The 18,736-nt window shown below is 69.6% G+C and carries 19 protein-coding genes; 13 read left to right on the forward strand and 6 right to left on the reverse strand.

Translation table 11 applies throughout. The annotated features are described in order from the left end of the window. Positions 1 to 665 precede the first annotated feature (665 nt). Positions 666 to 1,523: a hypothetical protein gene (locus tag ACZ4VT_RS25375; RefSeq protein ID WP_467952944.1), complete on the forward strand. Its 858-nt coding sequence runs from the start codon at positions 666 to 668 to the stop codon at positions 1,521 to 1,523. On the opposite strand, the gene ACZ4VT_RS25380 is transcribed toward ACZ4VT_RS25375, so the two are convergent. The 4 genes from ACZ4VT_RS25380 to ACZ4VT_RS25395 form a co-directional block, all read right to left on the reverse strand. After that, positions 1,514 to 2,359 carry an aldo/keto reductase gene (locus ACZ4VT_RS25380; protein WP_467952946.1) on the reverse strand — a complete coding sequence of 282 codons (846 nt, stop codon included), beginning with the start codon at positions 2,357 to 2,359 and terminating at the stop codon, positions 1,514 to 1,516. The two genes, ACZ4VT_RS25375 and ACZ4VT_RS25380, sit on opposite strands and share 10 nt — an antisense overlap. After that, positions 2,293 to 3,504, reverse strand: coding sequence for a JmjC domain-containing protein (locus tag ACZ4VT_RS25385; RefSeq protein ID WP_467952947.1), 1,212 nt, complete (start codon positions 3,502 to 3,504; stop codon positions 2,293 to 2,295). The genes ACZ4VT_RS25380 and ACZ4VT_RS25385 overlap by 67 nt, the downstream gene beginning before the upstream one ends. A gap of 90 nt (positions 3,505 to 3,594) precedes the next feature. After that, on the reverse strand, positions 3,595 to 3,750 hold the full coding sequence (locus ACZ4VT_RS25390) for a hypothetical protein (protein WP_157853303.1): 156 nt from the start codon (positions 3,748 to 3,750) through the stop codon (positions 3,595 to 3,597). A 163-nt stretch (positions 3,751 to 3,913) separates the two neighbouring features. Continuing rightward, positions 3,914 to 4,057, reverse strand: coding sequence for a hypothetical protein (locus ACZ4VT_RS25395; RefSeq protein WP_467952949.1), 144 nt, complete (start codon positions 4,055 to 4,057; stop codon positions 3,914 to 3,916). A gap of 438 nt (positions 4,058 to 4,495) precedes the next feature. On the opposite strand from ACZ4VT_RS25395, the gene ACZ4VT_RS25400 reads away from it, so the two are divergent. After that, on the forward strand, positions 4,496 to 5,854 hold the full coding sequence (locus ACZ4VT_RS25400) for a hypothetical protein (protein WP_467952951.1): 1,359 nt from the start codon (positions 4,496 to 4,498) through the stop codon (positions 5,852 to 5,854). Here the strand turns inward: ACZ4VT_RS25400 and ACZ4VT_RS25405 are convergent. Then, complete coding sequence (locus tag ACZ4VT_RS25405; protein WP_467952953.1) at positions 5,824 to 6,357, reverse strand: NUDIX hydrolase; 534 nt, start codon at positions 6,355 to 6,357, stop codon at positions 5,824 to 5,826. The two genes, ACZ4VT_RS25400 and ACZ4VT_RS25405, sit on opposite strands and share 31 nt — an antisense overlap. A 439-nt stretch (positions 6,358 to 6,796) precedes the next feature. Here ACZ4VT_RS25405 and ACZ4VT_RS25410 point away from each other — a divergent pair, with 439 nt between their 5' ends. Both ACZ4VT_RS25410 and ACZ4VT_RS25415 read left to right on the forward strand, forming a co-directional pair. Then, a complete protein-coding gene (locus tag ACZ4VT_RS25410) occupies positions 6,797 to 7,810 on the forward strand; it encodes a hypothetical protein (RefSeq protein WP_467952954.1) in 1,014 nt (337 codons plus the stop codon). A 112-nt stretch (positions 7,811 to 7,922) separates the two neighbouring features. Beyond that, a complete protein-coding gene (locus ACZ4VT_RS25415; protein ID WP_467952956.1) occupies positions 7,923 to 8,621 on the forward strand; it encodes a hypothetical protein in 699 nt (232 codons plus the stop codon). A 371-nt stretch (positions 8,622 to 8,992) separates the two neighbouring features. On the opposite strand, the gene ACZ4VT_RS25420 is transcribed toward ACZ4VT_RS25415, so the two are convergent. After that, complete coding sequence (locus tag ACZ4VT_RS25420) at positions 8,993 to 9,454, reverse strand: SCO4225 family membrane protein (RefSeq protein WP_467952958.1); 462 nt, start codon at positions 9,452 to 9,454, stop codon at positions 8,993 to 8,995. Positions 9,455 to 10,052: 598 nt separating this feature from the next. On the opposite strand from ACZ4VT_RS25420, the gene ACZ4VT_RS25425 reads away from it, so the two are divergent. From ACZ4VT_RS25425 to ACZ4VT_RS25465, 9 genes are all read left to right on the forward strand, one after another. Further along, positions 10,053 to 10,478 (forward strand): DUF6344 domain-containing protein, encoded by a 426-nt coding sequence (locus ACZ4VT_RS25425; RefSeq protein ID WP_467952960.1) that lies wholly within the window; start codon positions 10,053 to 10,055, stop codon positions 10,476 to 10,478. Positions 10,479 to 10,999: 521 nt separating this feature from the next. Beyond that, the gene (locus ACZ4VT_RS25430; protein WP_467952962.1) at positions 11,000 to 11,311 is read left to right on the forward strand and encodes a hypothetical protein; all 312 of its coding nucleotides are present in this window, start codon (positions 11,000 to 11,002) and stop codon (positions 11,309 to 11,311) included. Positions 11,312 to 11,517: 206 nt separating this feature from the next. Further along, complete coding sequence (locus ACZ4VT_RS25435) at positions 11,518 to 12,675, forward strand: acyl-CoA dehydrogenase family protein (RefSeq protein ID WP_467952963.1); 1,158 nt, start codon at positions 11,518 to 11,520, stop codon at positions 12,673 to 12,675. Beyond that, on the forward strand, positions 12,672 to 13,679 hold the full coding sequence (locus ACZ4VT_RS25440; protein ID WP_467952965.1) for a bifunctional MaoC family dehydratase N-terminal/OB-fold nucleic acid binding domain-containing protein: 1,008 nt from the start codon (positions 12,672 to 12,674) through the stop codon (positions 13,677 to 13,679). The genes ACZ4VT_RS25435 and ACZ4VT_RS25440 overlap by 4 nt, the downstream gene beginning before the upstream one ends. After that, positions 13,679 to 14,722: an acyl-CoA dehydrogenase family protein gene (locus ACZ4VT_RS25445; RefSeq protein WP_467952966.1), complete on the forward strand. Its 1,044-nt coding sequence runs from the start codon at positions 13,679 to 13,681 to the stop codon at positions 14,720 to 14,722. The genes ACZ4VT_RS25440 and ACZ4VT_RS25445 overlap by 1 nt, the downstream gene beginning before the upstream one ends. Next, positions 14,719 to 15,102, forward strand: coding sequence for a MaoC family dehydratase (locus ACZ4VT_RS25450; protein WP_467952967.1), 384 nt, complete (start codon positions 14,719 to 14,721; stop codon positions 15,100 to 15,102). The genes ACZ4VT_RS25445 and ACZ4VT_RS25450 overlap by 4 nt, the downstream gene beginning before the upstream one ends. Next, positions 15,099 to 16,265, forward strand: a complete 1,167-nt coding sequence (locus tag ACZ4VT_RS25455) for a lipid-transfer protein (protein WP_467952969.1) — start codon at positions 15,099 to 15,101, stop codon at positions 16,263 to 16,265. The genes ACZ4VT_RS25450 and ACZ4VT_RS25455 overlap by 4 nt, the downstream gene beginning before the upstream one ends. Before the next feature lie 134 nt (positions 16,266 to 16,399). Next, positions 16,400 to 16,933, forward strand: a complete 534-nt coding sequence (locus tag ACZ4VT_RS25460) for a SigE family RNA polymerase sigma factor (protein ID WP_467952971.1) — start codon at positions 16,400 to 16,402, stop codon at positions 16,931 to 16,933. 152 nt (positions 16,934 to 17,085) lie between these two features. Then, positions 17,086 to 18,735: a long-chain fatty acid--CoA ligase gene (locus tag ACZ4VT_RS25465; RefSeq protein ID WP_467952973.1), complete on the forward strand. Its 1,650-nt coding sequence runs from the start codon at positions 17,086 to 17,088 to the stop codon at positions 18,733 to 18,735. The last annotated feature ends 1 nt before the right edge of the window (position 18,736 follow it).

Raw genomic sequence — 18,736 nt, forward strand, 5'->3', positions numbered from 1 at the left:
GACCGTCTTCTCCCGGCTTTCCACCGGCCACCACCCCCCCCCCCCCCCCCCCCCCCCCCCCCACTCCCCCCCCCCCCCCCCCCCCCCCCCTTCCCCCCCCCCCCCCCCCCCCCCCCCCCCCCCCCCCCCCCGCGGCGCGGCGGCCCCAGGCCGCCGCTGGCTCCATGTCTCCGCCACCGCCCGCGACGGCCCCCGCCCGCTCGCGCCGCAAAAGCCCGAGAAGCGGGCAGTCAGATCTGCGAAGAACTCCGCCAGCCGCCCCACGGCGAGCACGGCCAGCAGGAGGGGGTGCAGGCCAAGCCAGCCCGGGTCACCGCGGATTGCTCTTCAACCAGATGTGGCCGGGGCGGCCGGCCTCCACGGCTTTACCCACCTGTTCGGCCCGGGGCCCGAGTCGGGCAAGTCCAGGGGGCCACTCGTTCAAATTCCGGGCAGGATCAAAGCCTGCCCGAGTTGCCGGCCAGCGTACGGCCCCCTGAACATGCCCGACCCCAACCCGAACAGGACACCGGCCAAAGCCGCTCCGGCCGGCCGCGTGGGTGAGGCGGGCGCCGTCTCAGCAACGCTCAAAGAAGGGGCGGGAGTTGATGCACCGGGCGTTGACGAGCGGGTCGTGTTGGACAGCCCGCTCCTGCTACGGTCATCCGTTCGCCGAGGAGGTCATGATGACTGTTTCCCTGCCTGTCGCTACCCGAATGGACCTGCGCCGTCAGCCGGTCGAAGACGTGCTGGAGCGTGTGGAGGGGGCCCTGCACGTGCGATTGGATCGGCAGGCGCTCGTACGTAAGCGCCGTTCCTTGGGTGGCCGAACGGAGCGGGATACGTGGGTGCGTATCGAGCGGCGGGGATTCGAGCGGATCGGCCCGCAGGGCTGGAACGGGACCGAGGCCGCCGCCGTGCTGCAAGGGGTCGCGATGCCCGAGTGGTACCAGGGCGTGGCGTGGCGCGAGCCGGGCGAGCCGGTGATGTGGCGTGCGGATGAGCTGGAGCTGCTTGCTTCGCCGTCTGTCGCCAAGGGCGCCTTGGTGCTCGAAGATCCGGGCCTGCCGGATGCGTGGTGGGCGGCGCTGAATGCCTCGCTGGACGCTCTCGCGGACCAGCAGACGCCGCGGATCGCGACGCCGGACACGGTGACGATCACCCAGGAGCAGGTGACGCAGACACTCGGCGAGGTCTTCCCCGGCATTGCCGATACGCGGATCGAGCGGTGGGCGCCGGCTCATGCGGACCTGACCTGGGCCAACCTAATGGGACCGGAGTTCTCCATCATCGACTGGGAAGACTGGGGCATGGCGCCCCGGGGCCTGGATGCCGCGACGCTGTGGGGCAATGCGCTGGCCGTCCCGGCGCTCGCGGACCGCGTCCACCAGGAGCGGCGTGCGGACTTGGAGAGCCGGGACGGCAAGCTGATGTCGCTGTTCTTCCTGTCGAAGATCGTCGGACCCCACGCGTACGAGGAGGATCCGCTGCTGGTGCCGGCCCGCAAGGAGGCCGAGCGCCTGGTGGCCGAGCTTCAGCTCTGACGATGCCCATGGAGGGCGCGCAGGTACTGACTGACGGCGGCGGTGTCGACCTCCGCGCCCAGGGCCTGGACCAGCTGGGCCAGGTGAGCAGGGTCGTCGGTGCCGACCGTCACCGCGGCAGCGGTCGGCAGGTGGAACGCCGTACGAAATGCCGCCTGCACCCGGGACAAGCCATCGTGGGGCGGTCGGAGGAACGGGCGGGGGTCGAAGTCCTCCCACACCTTCCCGTTGCCACCCCCGAAGGGGCTCATGCCCCAGGTCTCGCCCGCCTGCCAGACGTTGCTCAGGACGGCCGTGGTGTCGAGGAGGTCGATGCCCACGAGGAACCCGGCCCGGACCATGAGGACGTCCGGAGACGGCAGGTCGTCGACCTCGACCATGCCGAGCGGCCGGGTGTCCCAGGAAGACACACCCCATGTGCGGCACAGGCCCTCGCGGGCCGCATCGACCAGGGCGGTGCAAGCGCTGCCGAGGAGGGCGTGGCCATCGGCCGGGGACAGGCTCGTGAGGCTCCGTTCGGGGTTGTGGAGGAGCACGGTGTCAGGTTCCCTGCCAAGTTCCCGGGCCGCCTTCTCGATGGCCAGCCGCAGCCGGCTCGGATCGAGGGAGTGCTCAGCACTTCCGGCGCCCGGGAAGAAGCCCACCTTCGTGGACAGGGCGAACTTCGGCAGCAAATCAGCAGCCGTCTCGGCCAGCACCGCGTGCGAGCGGAAGCCGAGGTAGGAAGCAGCGGTGTCCAGGGCAGTGACGCCGAGGTCGAGTGCGGCCGTCAGGATGTCACGGTGGTGACGAGACCGGTGTAAGCCGAGGACAAGGCGGGGGTCAGCTCCGTGCACAGTTCCTCCTTCAGCAGGATTTCGGCGAGCTGTTCCACGTCCAGGCCGGTCTTCTCGGCGGCGTCGGCGATGTCGACGGGGTGGCCGCTCAGCAGCAGGGCGAGCGCGGCGCACGCCTTGCCGGAGAAGGAGACCTTCTTGCCTGCCGCGAGGACGTCCACAGTGTCGGCGTGCTGCTCGATCACGGGCTCGAAGTCGGTGACGCACACGACGGCCGCGGGCTTGCCGAACAGGCCGGTGGCCGGGACGTGCCGGGCGGCCAGGCGTTCCCGCTCGCGGGCATCGAAGAAGTCCTGCGGTGTCAGCTTCGTAGCCATCTCGGCGACAGCGTCGGCCAGGAGTCGCTGTTGCCCGTCCCACTGGCCGGGGGAGTTCCAGCGGTCCAGGTCGTACCGGAACAGCTCCTGCGTGCGGGCCTGGTCGGCGAGCCAGGCCAGCCAGTTCACGCCGACGCGCTTCACGATGCCGAAGGTGGCATGCAGGCTGTAGCCGTCGCCCTGGTCGTCCCGGGTGGCCTGGTGCCAGAAGCCGCGCGGGATGTGCATCACGTCGCCGGGCTCCATGACGCCCTGCCACACGATCTCGTCGCTGGGCTCGGAGTTGGGGGCGGAGTCGCGGTACATCGGAGCCTTGCGCGAACTACCGCGGACTTCCCAGCTCTTGCGGCCGGCGAGCTGGACGATCACGACGTCGTGGTCGTCCCAGTGGAGCTTGAAGCCGCTGGCGTCCTGGGTGGTCAGGTAGGCGTTCACCTGCACCAGCTCACGGGCCCACCACTGGAGCGCGCGGCAGGTGGCTTCCATGGCCGGGTCGAAGAAGTCGACCTCGTCCAGAACCATGGTGCAGCCCTCGCGCATCAGCGCGCCGACGCGGTGCATGTCGGCCATGGGGATGGCCTGTCCCCGCCGGGTGACCGAGGGGTGGATGTAGCGGCCAGGGTGCAGTTCGGCGCCGTCCTGGAAGATGCGGAACTGGGGGGTGGTGACGCTGCGGCGCATCACCAGGTCCAGCAGCTTTTTGGGGTTGAGCAGGCGATCGAGCAGATCAAGATCCTCGATCGTTCCCCGGGCGAAAGCCGCTCCGAGTTCCCTGGGGCCGTCCCAGCCGAGGGCTTTCTCCATCGCGGTGACGAAGTGGTGGTCCACGTGTTCCTCCGGTCTGCGTCATGGGAGTGAGAGCCGGGGGCCCGCCGTGGATGGCGAGCCCCCGGTTGGTGCTGTGGAGTGCTGGTGGTGCTACTCCTGCGGGAGGTTCAGGCCGTCGCGGTTCTCACCGTCGTCGCCCGCGGAGGTGCCGGTGGAGTCGGACTCGGCCGCCGCAGCGGTGAAGCGGTCCTGGACCTTGATCAGGCTCTCGACGCCGATCAGCAGGTCTTCCTTCTGTGCTGCCATGTGTGTCTCCATTTCCTGGAAGTCCAGGGCCGACGGGTGCCGGCCCAGCCCCGATGGGGCGTGCCTCACCAGCCCTGTTGCTTCCGGGCCGGTGAGGAGACGGGGGGTGGCGCGAGGCCACGGATCGAGCGAACTCGGGATTCGTGCCGGAAGCCGTTGCCGGTCAGCGGCCGGGATCACCGGCGATGGCCAGGGTGACCACCAGGACGATGACCGCAGCGGCGTAGAGGAGCACGGCGAGCTGTTGGCGCCAGCCCCACGGGGCTCGACCGCGTACCCGGGAATCCCGTTCTAAGGGGGCTTTCAACGTCGGAAGGCGGCCACTACGCCGCCCCCGGCGCGATGGATGCCGGCTGAAGGGCACGGGCCGACGACGACGTACCGCCACAGCGGGGGCACTCGCACGGGGGGTAGCGGCCCGGGTTGGAGAGGATGTCGAACGAGTCGCCTTCGAGGACTCGCGTGCTCGGCGACCACGTCCGGCCCGAGTCCCGCGATACCCGGATGCTCATCAGGACGCGGGTCTCTATGCCCAGGTCAGGGGTTTTCTCGAGGGCCGTTCGCTTTGTGTCAGGAGTGCCCGCCGAATCGTTCAAGGCGGTCGTCCTCGGTCGCTTCGCCATGTCCAGAAGCATCGCGATCAAGACGACGACCCAGAAAGGCCCAGCGGATTACCCAACTTGGGTAACATCACGGTCGGTTGAGACCTTGAAGCGATCCGTAGTCTTCCTCCGGAGCGTGCCCGATGCCCGAGTCACGTCGCACGAAGGAACTACCGGCAAGTCTGCTCACCGATCCCGAGATGATCGACGCGTGCCGCATGCGCGACTTCGCGAGGGTCTTTCGCCTGGTCAAGGCTCGCGCAGGCATCTACCCGTCGATGATCGCGCGCCAGTGTGAGCTGACGCCGAGCCGGGTGGGGGAGGTGATCGCGGGCCAGCGGCAGCTTCTCCACATGGACGTGATCGAGCGGATTGCCGACGGGTTGCGCATCCCGGGGCACATGCTCGGGCTTGCCCGACGGGAGTGGGAAACGCCGGTCGTGCTTGCTGTGGCAGAGCGAGAGCCACCAGAGTTGTTGCACCCGCCTGCCGGGCTCAGGGCGCTTGCAGCCTTACCCGGGGTGGAGGTGGACAGCATCCTTGCCTTGGCTGCCGGGGCCAAGCCGAGCCCTTCCACTCTCCAGGCACTCCGGTCCTCGATCGAGGACTACTGGCGCCGCGACGACGAGCACGGAGGGGAGACCCTTCGACCGGCCGTCGTCGGCCAGCTGCGATACGTCGAGGGGCTGCTGAAGGACCAGCGGCCGACGCCGATACAGAACGGCCTTTACGGCATCGCGGCGGAGCTGGTGCGGCTGACCGGGTGGACGTACTTCGACGCCCGGCAGTACCACCAGGCCCGCGCGTACTTCTCGGAAGCGCTGCAACTGGCCAGGGAGATTGACGACCATCCCTTCATGGCCAACGTGCTGGCCTGCATGAGCCTGCAAGCCACCTACCAGGACAAGCCGGCCGACGCCCTCGCCCTCGTGTCGGCCGCCCAGGACCAGGCCCGTGCCGCCAGCGGGACGACGCCGAGGGTCCGATCGATGCTGGCCATGCGCGAAGCCTTCGCCCACGCGATCCTGGGGGATCGGAAGGCGACGCACACCGCGATTTCCGAGGCCCACAGTCAGTTCGAGCGCATCCACGAGGGCGACCCGGACCCGGCATGGGTGACGTACTTCGATGAGCCGAAGCTCATCGTGGACACCGGCATTGCGCACGGCCGCCTCGGCGAGGTGGCGATTGCCGAACCGCTGATCGCGGATGCGCTGGAGCGGGAGGACCCAGCGAATCAGCGGGGCCGGGCGTTCCATGCCTTCTGGCTGGCCCGCACACAGCTCCAGCGGGGCAAGCTCGACCAGGCGTGCCATACGGCTATAGAGGCTCTGGTGCCAGCTGCAGCAGTGACGTCCGAGCGGGTGGCCGGGCACCTTCGCGAGTTCTACGAACAGCTTGCGCCCCATCGCGAGGTGCCGGCCGCGGTTGCCTTCGAGGCACGTCTACGAGCGATGCTTCCTCCGCCGGGTCAGCGAACCCCTTCGTCCATCAGGACGTAAAGGAGGCCGACCAGGGAGCCGCTGCTGACGATCTCACGGCGGTCGATCATGCCCCGGATGTTCGCCAGCGGGATCCACTCGATCCGGTCCGACTCGTTCTTCTCGGTCGGCGGCCCGTCGTACGTCGCGCCGTCGGCGCGGAACAGGTGGTGCTGGGAGTCGGTGATGCCGTTGGCCGGTTCGGCGTAGACAAGCGGCTTCATCGGACCCGGGCGCCATCCGGTTTCTTCGAGGACTTCACGGGCGGCAGCCTCGGTCGGCGTCTCGTCCGCCTCAACGAGCCCCATGGGCAGCTCCCAGGCCCATGCGTCCGTGATGAAGCGGTGGCGCCACATCATCAGAACCTCTTGGCGGTCGTTGACGACCGCGGCCACGGCAAGGTGGCGGAGCTTGACGACGTGGTGTTCCCAGCGGTGCCCGTCCGGTGTCTCGACGTCGGTGAGCCACAAGTTCACCCATGGGTTCTCGTAGATCGGACGTTCCCCGTGGATCTTCCACTGCATCTCTGCGGCCCCTCTCGATCGACCTTCAGCATCGCAGAGACACCCCGAAACACATCCGGGTTCAGACAAATTAACGTCACGGTGACGAGATATGGGGGCGACCTACGGTCCTCGCCATTGTGCTGGCGCTGGGTCTCGATCCCCCACCCCCCGGGCCTCTAGACTCAGCAAGGGAGAGAGTAGGACAAAAGGTGCACTCTTTGCATTCTTCCGTAAGGTCGGAGTAAACGACTGCACCCATGAGTCCCCGCGTCGGGGCCGCCGCCGACAGCCCACATCCCAAGGACGTGGTTTCGGGGGCTTGTGGGTCATGCGGCCTCCGCTTGCTCGGTGAGCGAACCGGTCGATCGCCGCAGACGGTACGGCTGTGCCCCTCACGAATGGTCAGGGTGACGCCGATGAAAGTAAGAGTCCAGGTCTGAGTTCGGAGGTTGGTGTCATGACGTTTGTGGAGAAGCACAGGCTCGTTGGCGGTCACACAGAGCAGGCCATGCTGAAGATCGCCTGGGAGGGGGAGATCTTCGGTGCCGCCATGTTCGAGGCGCTGGCCAAGAAGCAACCCGAGTACGCCGACCTCGCGAACGCGGTCGCGACGATGGAGTGGCTCAACGTCCACCAGGCCGAGGAGTTCGGCCACGCCGCCGGCGTCAGCGTCAGCCTGGAGCAGGCCGAGAAGCTGGGCCGTGAGGGTGCCGAGATGGTGGAGAAGCACTCGTTCGAGCACCTGGTGAACGAAGCGATGAGGGAGACTCCGGCGGCCGACAAGCTGTACATGGAGCTGGCCAAGCACGCCAAGTCTCCCGAGCTGAAGGAATTCGCCGACAACCTGATGGTGCACGAGCCCGCGCTACGGGACTGGCTCAAGTCCGAGAAGGACGGAAACTCCGACGGCGCCGAAAAGGTGTTCGCCTACCTCGAACGCCACGGAATCAGCAGAGAAGAAGCCATCACCCCCCGCAAGGACCGCGAAGACCGCGCCGGAGACAAGCAGCAGCTGGTCCTCGCGTTCTTCCCCAACGAGGACCTCGCCGACGAGGCGGCCAAGGTCTTCAAGAACTGGGACAACGCCACCGAGTACATGAAGGTCGACGGCGTCGGCGTGCTCGTCAACGACCAGAACGGCAAGGTCAAGGAACACAAACTCGGAAAGCGGGCCGGGAAGAAGGGCATGGGGATCGGCGTCGCCCTGGGCGTCGTCGCCGCCATCCCGACAGGCGGCCTCTCCCTGGCCGGAAGCGCGGCCGGCGGTCTCGTCGGAGGCGGAGTCATCGGCCACTTCTTCCACAAGGGCCTCAAGATCACCGAAGAGGACGCCGCGAAGATCACCGACCAGCTCGACGCGGGCCGCGCAGCGGTCGGCGTGCTCGCCTGGGACTTCGAAGCCGCTGAGGTGGAAGACAAGCTGAAGGAGCTGGGCGGAACGCCGCAGACCCACGAGGTGGCCAAGCTGTAGGCAGAGAACCGGAGAGGTGTCGTCGCGGTCCGCCGCACCGGGTGGACCGCAGTACGAGGGCCTTGGGCCGACGCCCCGCGTCACGGCCGAGGCCGGGAGCTGAGGTTGGGTGATGACCGCTTCGGGTTCCCGCCGTGAGACAACCCGGTCGAGCGGATGGAACGCTCGCCTGTATTGGAAGTGGATCGCGTACAACACGATCGCCTTCATCGTCGTTCTGACCACCGGGTTTGTGCTGATCGTTCTGGACGATGAGGTTCTCCACCTTGACCTGGCCAGCCACCATGTCCTGATCGCACTTCTGATCGCGACCGTCGGGGCGGCGCTCTTCGGAGGCGTGCTGGGAGCCCTGCAATGGCTCGTCGTCCGCCAGCGGGTGCCCATCCCCCGCAAGGTGTGGATCACCGCCAACATCGGACCGGCCCTGCTGGCATGGCTCCTGGTCATCATGCCCGCGGTGATCAGCGCACAGAACTCCGATGCCAACGTGTCGACGGCCTACCTGCTGGCCGCCAGCCAGAGCCTGGCGCTCGGCCCTCTGCTCGGCCTGTCCCAGTCGCTCGTGCTGCGCAAGGTCACCCGGCGCTGGGCCTGGTGGATCGGGGCGAACCTGGCCTCGTGGGTCATCGTGGACGCTGTCATCTACCTGCTCTCACGTCTGTTCAGCAACCTCAACGTCTTCACCAGTGACGGATCGATTGCTGAGATCTACGTGGCCCTGATCGCCACGACGCCACTGACCGGCCGAGCCCTGCTGTGGGTGCTCGCCCCCGCCGCCCTCACTGCTGCGGAGAATCCGAAGGCGTCGTGACTGCCAGCACCGAACGGCCCTCGGGTGGCGTTCGCAGCAGCCGGCCGGACCTACGTCCCCAGAGGCTGCTGCACTGTCGGGTAGTTGAGGCTGGCGTTCCTCAGACATGATGCAGTCGGGACCCACGGTGGGGCGCGGACACTCAGCCCGGCGGCGTGGACCAGGTGTGGACCGCCACAGGCTGAGCAAGCGTGCGAGGGTGGGGAACCAGCAGGTCGGCCACGGTGGAGGCGCTGACCGCAGCACTCTCTTGAAAACCGTCGTGGCAGCGATGTCACCGTGGGTTCAAATCCCACACCCACCGCCAGGTCAGAGAAGCAGCAGGTCAGAGGGCGAGTACCCGAACCGGGTGCCCGCCCTCTCTCACGGTGCTAGACCTGCGCACTCCTGGCGTCGCGCCGCCGCGCCACGTAGCGGAGCAGGGCCCAGATCGCCGCGGCGTTGACCAGGGCGCTGACCAGGACCGCGCCGTAGAAGCCGAATTCGGACCACATGTCGAGCTTGCTGTCGATGGATGTGTCCGGTGCCACCCAGTCGGAGGGGCGCGGGGCGGATTCCGGCAGGAACTCCATGGGCGGAGGCTCCGGAGGAGGCTGCGAGCCTTCGTAGATGGGCCCGTCGACCGGGGCCGACTCGTCCGGGGCGTCCGCCGCGGGTCCGAAGGTGCTCAGCAGCAGGAGGCTGACCGGCGCGGTGGCAAGGATCGGCCAGACTCCGAAGAACCCGATGTCCCCGGTCCGGCTGACGACCGCGACGTAGACCAGCATCGCGACCACCAGCGCCAGGTATCCGCCCGGCACCCACATCTCAGGCTTCGACCAGCGCCGCACCATGACGTTCCCCGTTCCGTTCCGCTTCGTTCGACCTGCGCCCAGTCTCGAAGCTGCCGAGGACCGCCACCTGAGTACGCCTACTCATCCTCTCGGCCGTGCGTACCTGGTCAGAGCCGTGCACGGCAAGCACGCCGGGGCCACTGCGCACCATGACGCGGTAGCGGATGCTGCCGGGGCGGCCTCGCTTTGGGCCGCACCCACCGCCGCAGCCGGGCAAAGGCCCGGCTCAGAGGTGGTGCCACCGATCCGGTGGCGGCCCTTGGTTGCTTCGCCATGGGGGGCGATCGTGCCCAGCGGAAAGCCTTGACCGACCCTTCTGGCGCAGCCGGCCATCGGGAGCAGGCGGACGCCCTCGTCGCCGTGGAGGCTTGCCGGGGTGCGCATCACCGACCAGACGGCACCCACTCGCTGCCCGTGTATGTCTGTCCCCCTGCCCGGATTGTTCTCTGCCGGGGTCTGCTTTCGCGTTCATACGTCTTTCCGGGTGGTGTTTGTCGGAACATCGGCGCGGAAGGTGGGGGCGGTGCGGTTGCGAACACATCATGACGAATGTATGCAGATCCGCCCGTCGGAACATCGCGAATCGAGGCACCCCGTCATGGCTCACCGCAGCGTCCTCTCGTCGATCTGGACCTCCCTCCTCACCGTCCTGATGGCCTTCCTCTCCTCCCTCGGTCTCGGCGGGAAGGCGGCTCTGGCCGCCGCGCCGGCCGCCGATGTCCCGGCCCCGGCGGCCGCGGCCATGGTCCCCGTCGCCCGTCCGGCTGTCGCGGCGCGGCGGACCTGGCGGGCGATGATGCGGGGCGGCTCGCTGCCGCCGACCATCAAGCAGCGGATCCGCGCCGAGGCTCACGGCAAGACCCCCTCCGTCCGCCGGTCGACCACCGCGGCCGCCATGGGTGCCGGACCGGGAGCCGCCGCTCCGCTCCTGAGCTCCGTCGCATCCCCTGTCGGAGCGCGCGCCCGAGCCGCAGTCGGAGCCTCCGTGGCCCCCGCCCGAGGAGCGCTCGCGCTGGCCGCGTGACGCCGTAGCCGTAGCCGTAGTCGAAGCCGTACTCGTAGTCGGATCTGTCGTCTTAGCCGCAGGCGTAGTTGTACGGCGCTGGAGCCCGGTCGTAGCGACCGTGGATCGCGCCGCGTGGTGCCCCCGGAGCGGGGCACGGATGGAACACCCCGGCGTGCGCCGGGGGTGCAGGGGGCGTGGAGCTTGGCATTGCAGGGCCGCAGGCCCGGGAGACGGTGGGGTTCCCGGACGGCGCGGCCCTTTTCGGCATGTCCCGGACCGGTCGGTCTGGCGGAACGCTTCCTCCCTTGTGCGCCGCGGGCCGCAGCCGGTCCCAGGGGGCTGACCTGGGCCTTCGGGGGCGCGAATGAGGTTTATCCGATGTTGGTCATACTTGCGGGGGAATCGGGGGCTCCGGGGTGGTTCGCCGGGGATTCGGTGGGCAACTCTGGTCTCGCGACGTCGTCACCACACGAACGACCGAGGCGGTCGGCCAACTGCCTTGGAGTAAGTCCCACTTCGGTTTTCTGGAGGATAAAGACATGGCAAGCATCCGTACCGCCCGCGTCATCGCCGCCGTCGCCGCTCTCCCCCTCGCCGTCGCAGTTTTCGGCGGGGTGGCATCGGCCGACAACGGCTCCTTCGCGAACGACGGATCGAATGCGAGCGTCGCCAGCATCATCGGCAGCGGCGTGGGCGGAACCAACGCCGGCAACTCGTCCACCTCGCAGCAGGTGGCCACCGGTGCCGGCGCCTCCAACCAGAACAACACCGCGCAGGTCAACGGCTCGGCCTTCACGGCGATCCACCAGGCCAACCCGAACGTGGCGGTCAACTTTCACCCCTGGTGGTAAATGCGGCCTGAGCCGCTCCGATTCTTGAGGGCGTCTGTGCGACCGGACCGGCTGGGGTCCGGTAGCGCAGGCGCCCTCGCGCATGCCCGCCGCCCCGGCCCGAGGGGAGTCCTCCGCTCCCGCCTCCTTTCCCGACCTTGACACCAGGGGTGAATCTGACGGACAGTCAGGTTTCCTCGATGATGTGATGCCGGGAGGCCAGCGCCGTGCACCTCGCCCCGACCGAAGGCCAGTTGCGGCTCCGCGCCGAACTGCGGGAGTACTTCCAGAACCTGCTGCCGGACGGAGTCCCCGAGGGCCCGGCCCGCCAGCGCGAACTGCTACGCCGCATCGGCGCCGAGGGGCTGCTCGGCCTCGGCTGGCCCGTCGAGTACGGCGGCCAAGGCCGCGGCGCCGACGAGCAGTTCGTCTTCTTCGACGAGGCCTACCGGGCCGGCGCCCCCGTCTCCATGGTCACGCTCAACACCGTGGGCCCGACCCTGATGAAGTACGGGACCCAGGAGCAGAAGGACTACTTCCTGCCCCGGATCCTCGCCGGCGACCTCGTCTTCGCCATCGGCTACTCCGAACCCGAGGCGGGCACCGACCTCGCCTCCCTGCGCACCCGAGCGGTCCGCGACGGGGCGGACTGGCTGATCGACGGGCAGAAGATCTTCACGTCCAACGCCCAGAACGCGGACTGGATCTGGCTCGCCTGCCGCACCGACCCCGAGGCCCCCAAACACAAGGGCATCTCGATCATCCTGGTGCCCACCGACGACCCCGGCTTCTCGTGGACCCCGATCGAGACCGTCGGCGGCCTCACGACCAGCGCCACGTACTACGACTCCGTCCGCGTGCCCGCCGGCAACCTCGTCGGCCCCGAGCACGGCGGCTGGGGCCTGATCACCAACCAGCTCAACCACGAGCGCGTGGCCCTCGCCGCCATCGGCATGCAGGCGGAGGACTTCTACGGGTACGCCCTCAGCCGTGCCCGCACCCCCGACCCGGTCACCGGCGACCGCCCCGCCGACCTCCCCTGGGTGCAGGCCCGCCTGGCCGAGGCCCATGCGCGACTGGCCGCCGTACGCCTCCTCAACTGGCGCCTCGTCCAGGACGTGGGCGGCGGCAGCCTGGCTCCCGGCGATGCCAGCGGCGTGAAGTTCCTCGGCACCGAGTCCACCGTCGAGGTGTACCGGATGTGCCAGGAAGTGGTGGGCGAGGAGGCACTGATCCGCGGGCCGGGGCCCGGCGTCTTCGCGGGCGGCGAGCTGGAGCGGATGAACCGGGCCGCCCAGATCAACACCTTCGGCGGCGGGGTCAGCGAGGTCCAGCGGGAGATCGTCGCCATGATGCGGCTCGGCATGAAGGGGAGGAAGCGATGACCGCGGACGCCACGGGCGCGGGCACGGGAACCGGCTGCGGCAACGGCAACGGCACCGCCATCGCCGCCGGCGTGGGTACCGATGCCGGCACCGGCACGGCCGAGGAGGCAGCCCGGTTCCACGCACTGCTCGCGGCCTTCGAGGGACAGCCGGCCGCCACCGCGGGCCGGGGCAAGGACGCGGTCAACCAGCCCATGATCCGCCACTGGTGCGAGGCGATGGGCGACGCCAACCCCGCCTACACGGGGCCGGACGCCATCGCTCCGCCCACCATGCTCCAGGCGTGGACGATGGGCGGTCTCTCCGGCCACTCCGACCGCTCCTCCGCCTACGACGAACTGTTCACCCTCCTCGACGGCGCCGGCTTCACCTCCGTGGTCGCCACCGACTGCGATCAGGAGTACCTCCGCCCCCTGCGCCCCGGTGACGCGATCACCTTCGATGCCGTCATCGAGTCCGTGTCGCCCCGCAAGACGACCAAGCTGGGCACCGGCCACTTCGTGACCACCCGCATGGACGTCCGGGCGGACGGGGAACCGGCCGGCACCCACCGCTTCCGGATCCTCAAGTACGCCCCCGCGGCCAAGCGGGAGAAGAAGCCCGAGGCCCGGCGCCCCCGCCCGGTGGTCAACCGCGACAACCAGGGTTTCTGGGACGGCGTGCGCGACCACAAGCTGCTGATCCAGCGCTGCACCTCCTGCGCCACCCTCCGCTTCCCGTGGCTGCCCGGCTGCAACGCCTGCGCCGGCCCCGACTGGGACACCGTCGAGGCCTCCGGAGCCGGCACGGTCTTCAGCTACGTCGTGATGCACCACCCGCCCTTCCCGGCGTTCGACCCGCCCTACGCGGTCGCACTCGTCGAGCTCGCCGAGGGAGTCCGGATGATCGGCAACATCACCGGCGTGCCGCACGACAAGGTGCGCATCGGCCTGCCCGTCCAGCTGGAGTTCCTGCGCGTCGACGACGACCTCGAACTCCCCGTCTTCCGCGGGAGTGAGGGCTGATGGACTTCCACCCCACCGAGGAACAGGCCGCCGCGGCCGGTCTCGCCGCCCGGATCTTCGCCGATCTCGCCACCCACGAACGCCTCGCCGCCGCCGGCACCGGCAGCGACGCCGAACTGTGGAAGGCCCTCACCACGGCGGGACTGACCGCCGCCGTCGAGGAGATCGGCCTGCTCGGACTGGTCCTCCTCCTGGAGGAACAGGGCCGCACCACCGCGCAGGTCCCGTACGCCGCCACCTGCGCGTACGGGATCCTCCCCGTGGCCGCGCACGGCAGCCCCGAGCAGCGCGCCCGGCTGCTGCCCGCCCTCGGCACGGGCGAGGCCGTCGCCACCGGAGCCTTCCCGGCACACGGCCGGATCACCGCCTCCTCCGACTGCCGCCTCACCGGTACCGCCCCTGCCGTGCCCTGGCTGCGCGACGCCACGCACGTCCTGGTCCCTGACGCGGACCGGGCGCTGTGGCTCGTACGGACCGACGCGCCCGGAGTGGAGACGGCACCGGTGGAGACCACCGCCCCCTGGTCCGCGGGCCGGCTGACCGTGACCGGTGCCGAGGCCGAACGCATCGGGAGCGACGGCGCCTACGAGGACACGCTCGCCGCCGCCCGGACCGCCTTCGCCGGGCTCCAGGCGGGCGTCTGCGCGGGCTCGCTCGCCCGGGCCGTGGAACACACCTCCACCCGTGAGCAGTTCGGCCGGCCGCTCTCCACCAACCAGGGGGTGATGCTCCGCGCGGCCGACGCCTACATGGACACCGAGGCGATCCGGGTGACCACGTACGAGGCGGCCTGGCGCATCGACCAGGGCCTGCCGGCCCGTGAGCACGCGCTGACGGCGGCCTGGTGGGCCTCGGAGGCGGGAAAGCGGGTCGTGCACGCGGGCCAGCACCTGCACGGCGGCATGGGCGCCGACCTGGACCATCCCGTCCACCGGCACTTCCTGTGGGGGCGACAGCTGGACGCCTACCTGGGCTGCGGCAGCGAGCTGCTGGCCGAACTGGGAGCCTCGATCGCTTCGACAGCCGAGGGAGAACACGCATGAACATCGGCGACACGCTGCCGCCGCTGGAGATCCCGGTCACCCGCACGCTGATCGTCGCGGGCGCGATCGCCTCCCGCGACTACCAGGACGTGCACCATGACGCGGCGCTCGCGCAGGAGAAGGGCTCCCCGGACATCTTCATGAACATCCTGACCACGAACGGCCTGGTCGGCCGGTACATCACCGACCACCTGGGGCCGCACGCCGTCCTGCGCAAGGTGGCCATCCGCCTCGGCGCCCCCAACTACCCGGGCGACACGATGACCCTCACCGGGACGGTCACCGCCGTGTCCGGGAACACCGTCGAGATCCGTGTCGTCGGTGCCAACGGCATCGGCCACCACGTGTCGGGGACGGTCACCGCGGAGGTGCCGGCATGAGCGTCCGCACCCGGGACGAGCTCGGCGGCCGGGCCGCCATCGCCGGCATCGGCGCGACCGAGTTCTCCAAGAACTCGGGCCGCAGTGAGCTCAAGCTGGCCGTCGAGGCCGTGCACGCCGCCCTCGACGACGCCGGTCTCACCCCCGCCGACGTCGACGGCATGGTCACCTTCACGATGGACAGCAACCCCGAGATCACCGTCGCGCAGGCGGCCGGCATCGGGGACCTGTCCTTCTTCTCCCGCATCCACTACGGCGGCGGCGCGGCCTGTGCCACCGTCCAGCAGGCCGCCCTCGCCGTCGCCACCGGGGTCGCGGAGGTCGTGGTCTGCTACCGCGCCTTCAACGAGCGCTCCGGGCGCCGCTTCGGATCCGGCGTCCAGCAGCGGGAGCCCTCGGCGGAGGGGGCGGCCCTCGGCTGGTCGCTGCCCTGGGGGCTGCTGACCCCCGCCTCCTGGGTGGCCATGACCGCCCAGCGCTACCTGCACACCTACCAGCTCACGCCCGACGCCTTCGGGCACGTCGCGGTCACCGACCGCCGGCACGCCGCGACCAACCCGGCCGCCTACTTCCACGGCCAGCCCATCACCCTGGCCGACCACGCCGCCTCGCGCTGGATCGTGGAGCCGTTGCGGCTGCTGGACTGCTGCCAGGAGACCGACGGCGGCCAGGCCCTCGTCGTCACCACGGCCGAGCGGGCCCGGGACCTGCGGCACGCGCCCGCCGTGATCACCGCGGCCGCGCAGGGAGCCGGACGTCGCCAGGAGGCCATGACCTCCTTCTACCGTGACGACCTCACCGGGCTGCCGGAGATGGACGTGGTCGCGCGCCAGCTGTGGCGGACCAGCGGACTGCGGCCCTCGGACATCGACGTGGGCATCCTCTACGACCACTTCACCCCCTTCGTGCTGATGCAGTTGGAGGAGTTCGGCTTCTGCAAGCCCGGCGAGGCCGCCGATTTCGTCGCCGCGGACGCGCTGCCGATCAACACCCACGGCGGCCAGCTCGGGGAGGCGTACCTCCACGGGATGAACGGCATCGCCGAGGCCGTCCGCCAGCTGCGCGGCACCGCCGTCAATCAGGTCGCGGGGGCGGCCCACGCCCTCGTCACGGCCGGGACCGGGGTGCCGACCTCGGGGCTGATCCTCGGCGCCGACGGCTGAGACCCGGTCCTCTGGGCCCCTACCCCCTCCACCTTCAGGGGGTAGGGCTCGCCCTACTCCTACAACCTGAGATGGATCCTTCATCGGCACCTGCGGCCGATCCCAGGGCGGGCGGGCGCTCCTAGCGTGGAGACATGACCACGCCTGTGTGCACGCTCGCCTCGAACCCGACGCCGTACCCGTCGTTCTCGGCGTACGTCCGGACCCGCGGCACGGTCCTGATGCGCACCGCGCGCTCCCTCACCGCCAACCCGTGCGATGCGGAGGACCTGCTCCAGACGGCCCTGGCCAAGACGTACGTGGCCTGGGACCGCATCGAGGACCACCGGGCCCTGGACGGCTACGTCCGGCGGACCCTGGTCAACACCCGTACCTCCCAGTGGCGCAAGCGCAAGGTCGACGAGTTAGTCTGCGACGAGCTCCCGGAGACCGAGGAGGTGCCGGCCTCCGATCCCGCGGAGGCGCAGGCCCTGCGCGACGCGATGTGGCGCGCCGTGACCCGGCTGCCGGACCGGCAGCGGGCCATGGTCGTCCTGCGTTACTACGAGGACCTGAGCGAGGTGCAGACCGCGGAGCTGCTGGGCGTCTCTGTCGGCACGGTCAAGAGCGCGGTCTCCCGTGCGTTGGGCAAGCTCCGCGAGGACCCGGAACTCACTCCGGTCCGGTGAGGCAGGCGGTGTTTCACGTGAAACCAAAGAATGTTTCACGTGAAACACGACGCGGTTTCTACCCCCGGGTAGTGACATGCCGAGCGGTATGTGCGCAGAATCGGCAGCATCCGTAGCCGCCGCAGCGCCGCAGCGCTCATCGGGAGGACGCTTTGCTCAGCACCATGCAGGACGTACCGCTCCTCGTCACCCGCATACTCCGTCACGGAATGACGATCCACGGGAAGTCCCAGGTCACCACCTGGACCGGGGAGGCTGAGCCGCACCGCCGCAGCTTCGCCGAGATCGGCACCCGCGCCACCCGCCTCGCAAGCGCCCTGCGCGACGAACTCGGCGTGCAGCAGGACGACCGGGTCGCGACGCTCATGTGGAACAACGCCGAGCACGTCGAGGCGTACTTCGCGATCCCTTCCATGGGCGCCGTTCTGCACACGCTCAACCTGCGGCTCCCTCCCGAGCAGCTGGTCTTCATCGTCAACCACGCCGCAGACCGGGTCGTGCTGGTCAACGGCACCCTGCTGCCGCTGCTCGCGCCGTTGCTGCCGCACCTGCCGACCATCGAGCACGTGGTGGTCTCCGGTGTCGGCGACCGCTCCGCGCTCGACGGTCTGAACGTGCGCGTGCACGAGTACGAGGAGCTGCTGGAGGGCCGGCCCGACAGCTACGACTGGCCCGAGCTGGACGAGCGCCAGGCCGCGGCCATGTGCTACACCTCCGGCACCACCGGGGACCCCAAGGGCGTCGTCTTCTCGCACCGTTCGCTCTACCTGCACTCCATGCAGGTCAACATGACCGAGTCGATGGGGCTGACCGACCGGGACACCACCCTCGTCGTGGTCCCGCAGTTCCACGTGAACGCGTGGGGGCTGCCGCACGCCACCTTCATGACCGGCGTCAACATGCTGATGCCGGACCGCTTCCTGCAGCCCGCGCCGCTCGCCGAGATGATCGAGCGGGAGAAGCCCTCGCACGCCGCGGCCGTCCCGACCATCTGGCAGGGTCTGCTGGCCGAGGTCACCGCCAACCCGCGCGACCTGACCTCGATGAAGCACGTCACCATCGGCGGCTCGGCCTGTCCGCCGTCCCTGATGGAGGCCTACGACAAGATCGGCGTCCGCGTCTGCCACGCCTGGGGCATGACCGAGACCTCCCCGCTGGGCACGATGGCGCACCCCCCGGCCGGACTGACCGCCGAGGAGGAGTGGCCCTACCGGATCACCCAGGGCCGCTTCCCCGCAGGCGTCGAGGCCCGCCTGGTCGGTCCCGGCGGCGACTTCCTGCCCTGGGACGGAGCCTCGGCGGGCGAGCTGGAGGTGCGCGGCAACTGGATCGCGAGCTCCTACTACGGCGGCGCGTCCGGCGAACCCTTCCGGCCCGAGGACAAGTTCAGCGCCGACGGCTGGCTCAAGACCGGGGACGTCGGCGTCATCAGCCCCGACGGCTTCCTCACCCTCACCGACCGCGCCAAGGACGTCATCAAGTCAGGTGGCGAGTGGATCTCCAGCGTGGAGCTGGAGAACGCGCTCATGGCCCACCCCGAGGTCGCCGAGGCCGCCGTCGTCGCCGTCCCGGACGAGAAGTGGGGCGAGCGTCCGCTGGCCACCGTCGTCCTCAGGGAGGGCGCGACCGTGAACTACACGGGACTGCGCGAGTTCCTCTCGCAGTCCATCGCCAAGTGGCAGCTGCCGGAGCGCTGGACGGTCATCGAGGCCGTGCCGAAGACCAGTGTCGGCAAGTTCGACAAGAAGGTGATCCGCCAGCAGTACGCGGACGGCGCGCTGAAAGTCACCAAGCTCGACTGAC

This window comes from Streptomyces sp. NPDC029164 (genome assembly GCF_055563995.1).